Origin of the sequence: Gimesia fumaroli (assembly GCF_007754425.1) — a bacterium.
Taxonomy (GTDB): Bacteria; Planctomycetota; Planctomycetia; order Planctomycetales; family Planctomycetaceae; genus Gimesia; species Gimesia fumaroli.
On record NZ_CP037452.1, the window covers coordinates 2892754 to 2903699 of the forward strand.

Genomic DNA, 10946 nt, shown 5'->3' on the forward strand with positions numbered 1-10946 from the left:
ATTCAACTATAGATGAGAAATGGGGGACACAACTGGAACAAAAAAAGTAGCGACTAATTGAGGATCGAATAAATGGGTATCGAACCGTGCTGTTGATTCCGGTCTGAAACGGGTTCTGATATGATGCATGCTGCATTCGTCAGACGGCGCAAGGTGACGAATAATTGACTGCCTGTTTTGAAGGGAAGCGAGGCGACCTGCCATGAAGATTACCGCGATTCAAACCTATCCCGTGCGAATTCCTCTCAAGCCGGAACGTCGGATGATCTCGGCTTTGGGGAAGCATGATGTCTCCCACTATCTGGTGTTACGTGTGGAGACCGATGCCGGCATCGAAGGAGCCGGTGAAGCGACGGTCCTCTGTCGCTGGAGTGGAGAAACGGTCTGGGGCGCGCAGGCAATTGTAGATCATGTTTTCACTCCCCTCTTGCTCGGGCATGATCCGTGTGATATTGACGGGATCAATCAGATTCTCGATCGAACCGCACAAGGCAACTGGTTTGCCAAGTCGGCGATTGAGATGGCCTGCTGGGACATTAAAGGCAAAGAGGCTCGCCAGCCGGTTTATGAACTGTTAGGTGGAGCCGCCCGCAGTCGTTCGATTAAGTGCCGGTTTTCGATGGGTGCCTATTCGCTGGAACGGGCCGAACGTAGAACGAAAGAACTGGTGGCCGCCGGCTTCACGACCATCAAAGTCAAAGTTGGAACCAATCCGGATGAAGACGTCGCGCGGGTCAAAATCGTGCGCGAAACAATGGGACCTGATTTAGAACTGACCATTGATGCGAATGCCGGCTGGGATGCGCGGACTGCGATTGCCGCGATGGCGCGGATGCAGGAATATAACGTGGCGCTGTTCGAGCAGCCCACGCCCCGCGGGGACTTTGCGGCGCTGGCCGAAGTGCGGCGGGCGATTGAACCGGAAGTGATGGCCGATGATATCTGTTTTGATCTGGCGGATGCGAAAGAGTGTATTCGCAACGAGGCCTGTGATGTGATCAACGTCTATCCCGGCAAAAACGGCGGCATCAGCAAGACGGCAGCGATTGTCAAATACGCGGGTGAACATGGTATCCCCTGCAGCATCGGCTCCAATCTGGAGCTGGATATCGCATCGGCGGCCATGTGTCATTCCGTCGTCGCCTGCCCGAACATGAATATCGAACAGTACCCCGGTGATATCCTTGGCCCCGAATACCATGAAATTTCCGTCGTCAAAAATCCGCTGGTGATTGATGGCCCTGTGATCACAGTCCCGGACACGCCGGGCCTGGGGATTGAAGTCGACTGGGGTATTGTCGAAGCGAATGCGACCAGTTAAAACTCTGTAAACTAATCACAATCAAATAAAAAAAGAATTACTCTCATGAATGAAAATAATGTTGCCTTGATTACCGGATCAGCGACAGGTGTGGGGCGTGCTTGTGCCCTGCGGTTTGCAGAAGAAGGCTTTGACATTGTGGTGAATTATTCCCGCAGTAAAGAGGAAGCCCTCGAAACGAAATCGCTGGTTGAAGCGGAAGGTGTGAATGCATTACTCATTCAATGTGATGTGAGCAATGACGGTGCCGTGAAACAGATGATCGGCCAAGTGGAATCCGAGTGGGGGCGGCTGGATGTGCTGGTGAATAATGCGGGCACAACCGAGTTTATCGAACACAAAGATCTGGATTCGCTGAGCGAAGAGATCTGGGATCGCCTGCTGGGCGTGAATCTGAAAGGCCCCTTTTTCTGTATTCGCGCCGCCGCCCATTTATTGCGCGAGAGCGAATTCGGCTCGGTGGTAAATGTCAGTTCGACGGCCGGCATTGATGGTCGCGGTTCCAGCGTTGCCTATTGCGCCAGTAAAGGGGGCCTGAATACGATTACGAAATCCCTGGCCCGTGCACTGGGGCCCGAAATTCGCGTGAATTCAGTCTGCCCCGGCCCGATCGACAGCCGCTGGCTCAAACGTGTGATGACCGACGAACAACTGGCAGAGATGACCGCCGACTATCCGATCCCCCGCCCTTCCCTGCCCGATGATATCGCCGATACAGTGCTCTATCTTTCATTGGGAACGACACTCACCACCGGGCAACTGCTGGTCGTCGACGGCGGACGAACGATGTGATTCCTCAAACGAACCACATCGATTTCGCGGGCAATCACACTACAGAGTAGCCTCTGATTTTCGATTATGATGGCGTTCTCTCATTCACTGTTGGGCAAGCCAACAGCGCTACCCTCTGAGCCAGCAATGCCACAACGTACGTGTTTCCTGTTTGTTTTTTCAAGATGAATTACCGCTGGCGTGTGCCACTGTCGGCTTGTCCGACAGTGCTGGTGCAACTGCTAAATCAAGCGCCCAATCTCAAGGTAGATCCATCTTTTCGATGCCCCTTTCGCAGGGGCTGACCCATGTGTCAGCCCGCCGGGTGATTTGCAACGTTGTCTCACACACGGAATGGAACCAGAACCAACTTTGTGCCCCGTAATCTACTTGGACTGGTTCCAGTAAACTTTCAGGTTGTGCGAATTGCGACCGGCGGCGACAACATCGATTTTGCCGTCTCCGTTCAGGTCGCCCAGGCGAATGTCTTCGCAGGCCATGCCGTTCTCGTCGATCCAGGCTGACTTCCAGTTCTTGCCAGATTCATCGGTTGCCCAGTAAATTTTGACGCCGACCTTCTGGTCTTTGTTGGGAGTTCGCCAGCCAGCGACAATTTCCTCTCGTCCGTTACCAAACAGATTGGCGGTCGCAACGGCATGGCCGGCTTTGATGTTGTCGTCGAGAATCTGGCGACTGATAATGGAGAGCGGCCTGGTTTTCGTATCTTCATTGCGATAATCGGCCTGATATAAAACCAGCTTATCGCCGTGCAGAGGTTCAATGGTGGCGATGAACTGGCTGGTGGGGGCCAGCAACCCCATGCGGATTTCGCCGCTGCCTTCGATGACAGGGAATGGTTCTTTGCTCCATTTTCCCTGATCAAAGGAGAGCAGCATGGCGCCTTCACGGCCCGCGTAGAGAATCTCTTCGGCTTCCGTATTCGGATTCCATTGCGCCGGGTCGAGATTGTGTGTGACGTGCAGTGTGTCTTCGATGACGGTCTGTTTCCACTGGTCGTTCGGGTTGGCTGGTTTTTCGTAAGCGATCAGTTTGACGCCGGCCCCTTCGCCTTTTTTATTTCCCTTACCGTGCAGTGGAGAGACGACGAGAGCAAAACGGTCTTTCGCCAGCTTGACCCACCGCATGCGATGAATGACCGGCTGGTTAGGGAGCTGGATCGGGTTCCAGAGTTGTGTCCGGTCAGCCGGCGGTTCCAGGTAAAACACTGCGCCGGAGTTGAGCGTATCGCCCGGATTCCATTGCGCACCCACGGCGATTTCGACTTTGCCGTCGCCGTTAATATCGCGGGCGGCGATGCAGACATTGTCCCGCTCGGTCAGGTTCTCGGCGATCACGTGCCGTTTCCAGGTCGGGTTTTGATACCAGACGAATTCTTTTTTGTCGGCGAGCAGAATATCGGGCTTGCCATCGCCGTCGACATCACCGATAGCGGTGCCGTATCCGATTTCGACCGTGTCATCGATGGTCTGCGGTTTGAAGTTAGGAGTATTCTCCGCGGCGAATGAAATCGTAGTGAAGCACAGGCTGGCGATTAGAATGAAGCGCATCATCGGAAAACCTTGTCAGGTGGAGGACATCGATTCGAAAACAAAGTACAGCTATGATTGAAGCTGATTGAGCGCCGGAATGCAAGGAATTCCCGGATTGTTATGGCGAACGATCTGCCCCGATGATTTTGAAATCCTTTAACCGGGGTAGAGGCAGCCTGATTCAACCGCTGGACGAGCACTGTCGGACAAGCCGAGCAGTGGCACCCTGCTTGGGTTTCGTTCTCAAATGAAAAGACGCCGTGTGGCACTGTTGGCTTGCCAACAGTGAATGGGAAAACGCAACTATACTTAACGTAGGGGCCGCCCTGTGTGGCAGCCCGCACTATCGACGTGTTTTGTATTGAGTCACGAAGTTGTCTCTTGTTCCATTTTGCGCGTTATATGAAAACGATAGACGTTAGGCGGGGAGACACATGGGTCTCCCCCTACTGAGATGAAATCAGCCAAACAACTGCTTGAGTGGCTGGCCGCCGTCGTTGATGGGGATCGGGCGATCCAGCGAGTCGGGCAGCATCAGACCGGGGTCGATGCCCAGTGCCCAGTAGATAGTGGCGGCCAGGTCTTCCGGGCTGACGGGATGCTCTGTCGGTTTGGTGGCCTGACGATCGGACTTTCCGTAGGTCGTCCCCCCTTGAACGCCGGCGCCGGCAATCAGAGCCGGGAAGAGTTGGCTCCAGTGGCCGCGTCCCCAGGTCTTGTTTGGTTTGGGGGTGCGTCCCATTTCGCCCAGTGCGACAACGAGTGTGTCGTCCAGCATACCCCGTTGATCGAGATCCGCCAGCAAGGCCGCGCATCCCTGATCGAGCGTGGGCAGCAGATTATTTTTGACGTCATCACTGTTGCGGTGTGAGTCCCAGCTGTAGCCGTCGACGCAGTCGTAATGCACGGTGACGAATCGGACACCTGCTTCGACCAGACGACGGGCCATCAGGCAGGACTGACCAAACAGGTGCCGTCCATATTGATCGCGGAGTGGTTCCGGTTCGTCTTTGATATCGAGGGCGTTGCGGGTGTTGTCGGAAGTCAAGAGAGCTAACGCACGCTGGCGGAAGCGATCGAAAACCATCGAATCTTCTTTGTCGAAGTTGCGCTTCATGTGATCGAAGTGTTTGAGTAGATCAATCCGCCGTTTGATCGTGGAGAGCGGTACTTCCGGCGCGAGCCCTTCAATTTCGAAACTGAGTTCTTCATCGGTGCAGTCGCGCCAGTAGGGGTTGTCGGTGGAATCGCGACTGTCTACGGTGGTCGGCAGCGGATTGTAAGCCCGTCCCAGCCAGCCTGCGTATTCACCCGGACGCATGTAGCGACCGCCGGCCTGAAGACGTCCCAAACGATTGGGAAGTACCGAGTAGTTCGGCAGATCGCGTTCCAGTCCGCCAGGTGCTTGCTGTGTTAAATACTCAACGACCGAACCCATGGAAGGCCAGTCTTTGGGAGTCGCATCGAAGCCGCCGCCGACGGGAACGTGCCAGCGTTTTCCGGTTTGAATATAATGGCCGCCGCCACTGTGATCGTTAAAGGTGTGTGTCATGCTGCGGACGACGGAAAATTTATCAGAGATATTCGCGAGGTGCGGCAGATGTTCGCTGATTAAGAGCCCGGGCGTGCGACAGGCGATTGGTTGAAAGGGCCCGCGGATTTCACTGGGCGCTTCCGGTTTCATATCGAAGGTTTCGAGTTGACTCGGGCCGCCAAACAGAAACAGGAAGATGACCGACTTGGCGCGTCCCCCTGCAAAGGGATCGACGTTCTGCTGCTGTTCTGCCTGCATCAGTTGAGGGAGTGAAAGCCCTAAGAGGCCGGCACCACCCGTAGTCAGAATCTCGCGGCGTGACATGCCCTGTGAAAATCGCTGTGGCTGATTCAGAATCGAGAACATGGAAATTCCTTTCGCTCGCTTCAGTCTGGCACGTGAAATCAACTCAATCTGCTGCTGAAAGCATGTCCGGCGAGGCGGCCGGAACAGACCGCGCGCCATTCTAACAATTGATCGGCTGGCTGTCTCTATAATATGCAGGTTTTTTGATATGTTTTTAAAGGAGATTAAAAAAACGGAAATCGGTGGTGGGTTTTACGGAAAGGTTCGGGTACAGTTGAGTCTGACTCTCTTGAAGCGAGGGTCAGACTCCAGCGCGCACGCTAACGGCTTCTTTGATTTTCAGGAGACTTCACTTATGCTTTCGATGCGGAAACAGGCGGTTTTACTGGGTTTAGTCGTTTATGGTTTTAGTTTCCTGTCTGAGATCTCTCAGCTGCAGGCAGAAGACTGGCCTCAGTTCCGCGGGCCGAATTGTGCCGGCGTTTCGACCGCAAAGAATTCATTACCGGTCGAATTCGATGATCAGAAAAATGTGATCTGGTCTGCCAAATTGGGCGATGGCATTGGCTGCCCGGTGGTGGCCGCCGGTCGCGTGTTTACTTCCGGCATGGTTGGCAAGGACAAAGTGGCGTTGTATGCTTTTGACGCAGAGACCGGAAAAAAACTCTGGGAGCGTGTCTGGAAGACCGGCGATCTTTTAGAGATTCATAAAACCAACAGCTTCGCTGCTACGACCCCGGCGGCGGACGACGAGCGAGTTTATTTTTACTTTAGTACGCTGGGCATGTTGGCAGTCGATGCCGAAACGGGAGCCGACGTCTGGGAGCAGAAACTGCCGGTCCCCTACTTTGTGTTCAAATGGGGCGCGGGCATGTCGCCGACCCTTTATAAGGATCTGGTTCTGTTCTGTCAGGACGATGATCTGGAGCCCGCCTTTTATGCGTTTAATAAAAAGACTGGGAAGATTGTCTGGAAAGACGACCGCAGCGATCAGGCAGTGAACTATTCGCATCCCGTAATCTGTGAAACCAATCAGGGAGATGAAATTGTGGTCGCCGGAACCGGAAAGCTGATCGGCTACGATCCGAAGACGGGGAAACGATTGTGGACCGCGCAGACTCTGTTGCGGAACATTAAAACGACCCCCGTGAGTCGCGACGGCATTATCTATGTCGCACTGCAGAGTGGTGGGATTGCCAATCAATGGCTGGCTTCCATCGACCGCTGGGAGACCGGCAACAGTGACGGCAAAGTCACCAAAGACGAAATTCAGGCGTTTGTCGGGAAAACAAAAGTGCCGGAAGCCTTCTACAAAAAGACCTTTGATCGCGGCGATCTGAATAAGGATGGGGCGCTCGAAGGCAAAGAACTCGATATCGCCTTTCTGCCGCCCGGTAACGAAGCGGGGGCGAAGTTTGGTGAAGAGCCCGCCCAGCAGTTTGTTCTGGCCGTCAAAGGGGGAGGTCGCGGCGATGTGACGAAAACACATCTGCTCTGGAAGCATCCCACCAAACACACCGATCATATTGTCTCGCCCCTGGTGACCGCAGATCGCATGTTCCTGGTCAAAGGGGGCGGCATCTCGACCTGTTTTGAAGTTGAGAAAGGGAAAAAAATCTGGGGACCCAAACGAATTCAGAACGAGAGTGAATACTTCGCCTCTCCCATTTATGGCGATGGCAAAATTTATGTCGCCGGCGAGAACGGCAAGATCGTGGTTCTGGAAGACGGCCCCGAGCAGAAGATCCTCGCCAAAAACGATATGGGCGATTCGATTCTGGGCACGCCCGCGATCGCCGACGGCCGGATTTTTATCCGCACCCGCGGCAAGTTGATTTGTGTGGGTGAGAAATAGGAAAACCTGATTTTCGGGGCCTGATTCAACGGTTGGACCAGCACTGTCGGACAAGCCGACAGATGGCACCCTGGTTGGGTCTCGTTCGCAAATGATTCGACGTTGGGTGGCACTGTTGGCTTGCCAACAGTGAATGGGAAAACGCTTGTTCTTTCTGACAATTTCTGTTGCCTGCGGCAATCCCGAATTGCATTCGGGACTACCCCCTGTTCGAGACTGTTCGTGTTTTTCGTGGTAGTAAAAAACAGGATAGATAATAACGTTGGGTGGCACGGTTGTGATGTGAAAAGTAGGGGTAGACCCATGTGTCTACCCGTGATGTTGACGTGGTTTGTGTGACGAGTTGCAATTTTGATAATGGTCCCGTTCCAACCGTATTATGCTGTCGAACATCTCCAGGCGGGCTGACACATGGGTCAGCCCCTACGTTTTCCAGGAACTCCTTTCACAGCGCCCACCTTCGCTAAAAATCTCCAACTCTCTTGATCTTTGACCCTGATTTGCTAATATGCACAATCGATTGTGCAAAGGGGTTCTATGAGCAAGTCCAGGACGAAAGCGATTACGTTGAAAGAGGTGGCCGAAGCCGCTGGGGTGAGCGTGTCGACCGCGTCCCGGGCACTATCGGGGAAAGCGGAAGCGTATCGCATCAGTCGGGCGACCGAACAATCGGTACAGGCGGCGGCAAAGCGCTTGCAGTTTTCACCCAGTCTGCTGGCGAAGTCGCTGCGCTCGCAGCGCACCAGACTTTTAGGCGTGGTGCTGCCGAACGTGGCGAACCCCTTCTTTGCGGCGATCGCCCGCGAGATCACACTGGCGGCCGAAGAGAATCAGTTTTCGGTGCTGCTGGCGGACAGTCAGGAAAACAGCGAGACCGAGGTCCATCTGGTCGAACAGCTGCAGGCCCGGCAGATTGAAGGGCTCGTCGTCTGTCCGGTCGGGATTGCCCATCGGCATCTGAGCAAACTTGCAAAACAGAAACTACCCCTCGTGCTGGTCGACCGGGGCTTTGATCATAAAGATCTCGTGACGGTGACGTCCGATCACCGGGGCGGCGCACGAGAAGCAACGACGTTGCTATTGGAATCGGGGCATCAGAAGATCGGCATTCTGCAGGGGCTGCCGGATACGTTGCCCAACACCGAACGTCTGGTTGGCGTGCGTGACGCATTCGCAGAGCATGGTCTCCCCTTTGATCCGACATTGATTGCCGGAAAACATTTCGATGAAGTGTCCGGCTATCAGGCCGCTTATAAACTGCTGTCTGATCATTCCGAGATCACCGCACTGTTTGCCTTCAGTAATCAGAATGCATTGGGTGCGTTACGGGCGGCGGCGGAACTGGGGCGCACGGTTCCCGAAGATCTGTCGCTGATCGCGTTCGACGATCACCCCTTTGCCGCATATCTGGCAGCACCGATGACGTCGGTCTGTCAGGATGTGACTCAACTGGGACGCCTCGCGGCCCGGCTGCTGATCGAACAAATCAAAACGGGTCAACCTCCGAAACAGAAACAACATCCAATTCCGGTCCAGCTTATCAATCGCAGTTCAATCAAGAACATCGGATGATGCGCGGGACGATGATTCAACAGAATAAGGATCAAATGAAATGAAACAACAAACTCAGACGCTCACCTTTCTCATGCTCGGTGCGTTGGCCCTGCTGTTCTGTGACAACAGCTTGGCCGCGGAGCCGGAACGACCCGTGCCACTGATTTTTGATACGGATATCGGGAACGATGTGGACGATGTGCTCGCGCTGGGCATGATTCACGCGCTCGAAGACCGCGGGGACTGTAAACTGCTGGCGGTCACGATTACCAAAGACAACCCGCTGGCCGCTTCCTTTACGGATGCCGTGAATACGTTTTACGGGAAAGGAAACATTCCGATCGGCATCTGTAAGAGTGGCGTGACGCCCCAAACAGGTAAGTTCAATGTGCTGGCGGAAAAGATGGACAACGGCAAGCTGCGGTATCCGCATGATCTGAAGGACCCCAGGCAGATTCCCTCGGCGGTCTCCGTGTTGCGTAAAGCGCTGGCGGGCGCGAAAGATCATTCGGTCGTCATCGCGCAGGTTGGGTTCTCGACGAATCTGGCGGATCTGCTTAAGTCACCCGCAGATGAGATCTGTCCGCTGACGGGGCAAGAACTGGTGAAGCAGAAAGTCAAACTGCTGTCGGTCATGGCAGGCGCGTTTGAGAAAATTCCCCATAAGGGCAAGCTGGTCGATCACCGTGAGTACAATGTGGTGAAAGATATTCCGGCGGCGAAGAAACTGGCTAACGACTGGCCGACGCCAATCGTCTGGAGCGGGTTTGAAATCGGGCTGTCGGTCCCCTACCCGCACGAGAGCATCGAAGAGGATTATAACTACACGCCGCATCATCCGCTGGCAGAAGCGTATATTTTGTACAATCCCCCGCCTCATGATCGACCGACCTGGGACCTGACGAGCGTGTTGTACGCGGTCTATCCGCACCGGGGTTATTTCGATCTCTCTGAAGTCGGTACCGTGACCGTAGAGGACGACGGCCTGACGACCTATAAGAAAAGCGACCAGGGCCGGCACCAGTATCTGAAACTAAATGATCTGCAGCGGGCCCGTCTGATTGAAGCACTCGTGCAGCTTTCCAGTCAGCCTCCTCAGAAATAGAACGGGAGACTTTGATGAGTGAAACGCGACAGGCGAAGATCGCCGTGCTGGGTTCAATCAATATGGATCTGATGATCCGTTCGGCCAAACTGCCGTTGCCCGGCGAAACGGTGATTGCGGATTCAAAAGTCGAAAACCCGGGCGGTAAAGGCGCCAATCAGGCAGTCGCTGCAGCCCGGATGGGCGCGGACGTGACGATGATCGGCTGTGTGGGAGATGACAGTTTTGCGGAGCAACTGCTGGCGAACCTGAACGCGGAATGCGTCGATACATCACACGTTTCACAGCTGAAGCAGACGACCAGCGGCGTGGCTGTCGTCATGGTGGAGACGAGCGGCGAGAACGCGATTCTGGTGGTTCCTGGTGCCAATGGATTAGTGGGAAGTGCTGAACTGGAACAGGCGCGGCGTGTGATCTGTGAGAGCGACGTGTTGTTGATGCAGCTGGAAGTGCCGGTGGAGACGGTGATCGCAGCAGCGGCAATCGCGCGGGAGGCGGGAGTGCCTGTGATTCTGGATCCGGCCCCTGCACCGGCAACGGTTCCCGCGGGGTTACTCAATGTGGATCTGATCTGCCCGAATCAGTCCGAGGCGGCTGCGTTGTTGAACCGGCCCGCTGATTCGCTTCAGGAAGCCGCGGCACGGGTATCGGAACTGACAACGCTGGGACCGCGGCAGGCGATTATCACACTGGCGGAACAGGGCGCCGTGGTGTTTGATGGAGAACGGGTCGAACAGATTCCGCCGTTTGAAATCAATGCCGTCGATTCCACGGCAGCCGGCGATGCGTTTGCCGCGGGTCTGGCGGTGCGGCTGGCAGAAGGGGCGACATTGTTCGACTCAGCCCGGTTTGCCTCTGCCGCGGGAGCGTTGGCGGCTTCGGGGGCGGGCGCACAAACTGCGATGCCGACGCGCGAACAAATTTTAACACTTTTACAACAACGATAACAG

The 10946-nt window shown here is 54.9% G+C and carries 8 protein-coding genes; 6 read left to right on the top strand and 2 right to left on the bottom strand.

The window, feature by feature from the left end:
- The first annotated feature begins 202 nt into the window (after positions 1-202).
- A complete protein-coding gene (locus Enr17x_RS10965) occupies positions 203-1321 on the top strand; it encodes a mandelate racemase/muconate lactonizing enzyme family protein (protein WP_145308634.1) in 1119 nt (372 codons plus the stop codon).
- Between the two features lie 45 nt (positions 1322-1366).
- The gene (locus tag Enr17x_RS10970; RefSeq protein WP_145308636.1) at positions 1367-2113 is read left to right on the top strand and encodes an SDR family NAD(P)-dependent oxidoreductase; all 747 of its coding nucleotides are present in this window, start codon (positions 1367-1369) and stop codon (positions 2111-2113) included.
- Between the two features lie 365 nt (positions 2114-2478).
- Here the strand turns inward: Enr17x_RS10970 and Enr17x_RS10975 are convergent, their stop codons facing one another.
- Both Enr17x_RS10975 and Enr17x_RS10980 read right to left on the bottom strand, forming a co-directional pair.
- Complete coding sequence (locus tag Enr17x_RS10975; protein WP_145308638.1) at positions 2479-3663, bottom strand: FG-GAP-like repeat-containing protein; 1185 nt, start codon at positions 3661-3663, stop codon at positions 2479-2481.
- A gap of 439 nt (positions 3664-4102) precedes the next feature.
- A complete protein-coding gene (locus tag Enr17x_RS10980; RefSeq protein ID WP_145308640.1) occupies positions 4103-5542 on the bottom strand; it encodes a DUF1501 domain-containing protein in 1440 nt (479 codons plus the stop codon).
- 295 nt (positions 5543-5837) lie between these two features.
- Here Enr17x_RS10980 and Enr17x_RS10985 point away from each other — a divergent pair, with 295 nt between their 5' ends.
- The 4 genes from Enr17x_RS10985 (at position 5838) to rbsK (ending at position 10943) form a co-directional block, all read left to right on the top strand.
- Positions 5838-7337, top strand: a complete 1500-nt coding sequence (locus tag Enr17x_RS10985) for an outer membrane protein assembly factor BamB family protein (RefSeq protein ID WP_145308642.1) — start codon at positions 5838-5840, stop codon at positions 7335-7337.
- Positions 7338-7874: 537 nt separating this feature from the next.
- Positions 7875-8909, top strand: a complete 1035-nt coding sequence (locus Enr17x_RS10990) for a LacI family DNA-binding transcriptional regulator (RefSeq protein WP_145308644.1) — start codon at positions 7875-7877, stop codon at positions 8907-8909.
- A 40-nt stretch (positions 8910-8949) separates the two neighbouring features.
- Positions 8950-9996, top strand: coding sequence for a nucleoside hydrolase (locus Enr17x_RS10995; RefSeq protein ID WP_145308646.1), 1047 nt, complete (start codon positions 8950-8952; stop codon positions 9994-9996).
- Between the two features lie 14 nt (positions 9997-10010).
- Positions 10011-10943, top strand: a complete 933-nt coding sequence (gene rbsK, locus Enr17x_RS11000) for a ribokinase (RefSeq protein WP_145308648.1) — start codon at positions 10011-10013, stop codon at positions 10941-10943.
- Positions 10944-10946 lie beyond the last annotated feature (3 nt).

Bases quoted from the DNA above. Each gene is read 5' to 3' on its own strand.
- Enr17x_RS10980 (WP_145308640.1), bottom strand. From the start codon at position 5,542: ATGTTCTCGATTCTGAATCAGCCACAGCGATTTTCACAGGGCATGTCA.
- Enr17x_RS10965 (WP_145308634.1), top strand. From the start codon at position 203: ATGAAGATTACCGCGATTCAAACCTATCCCGTGCGAATTCCTCTCAAG.
- Enr17x_RS10970 (WP_145308636.1), top strand. From the start codon at position 1,367: ATGAATGAAAATAATGTTGCCTTGATTACCGGATCAGCGACAGGTGTG.
- Enr17x_RS10975 (WP_145308638.1), bottom strand. From the start codon at position 3,663: ATGATGCGCTTCATTCTAATCGCCAGCCTGTGCTTCACTACGATTTCA.
- rbsK (WP_145308648.1), top strand. From the start codon at position 10,011: ATGAGTGAAACGCGACAGGCGAAGATCGCCGTGCTGGGTTCAATCAAT.
- Enr17x_RS10985 (WP_145308642.1), top strand. From the start codon at position 5,838: ATGCTTTCGATGCGGAAACAGGCGGTTTTACTGGGTTTAGTCGTTTAT.
- Enr17x_RS10995 (WP_145308646.1), top strand. From the start codon at position 8,950: ATGAAACAACAAACTCAGACGCTCACCTTTCTCATGCTCGGTGCGTTG.
- Enr17x_RS10990 (WP_145308644.1), top strand. From the start codon at position 7,875: ATGAGCAAGTCCAGGACGAAAGCGATTACGTTGAAAGAGGTGGCCGAA.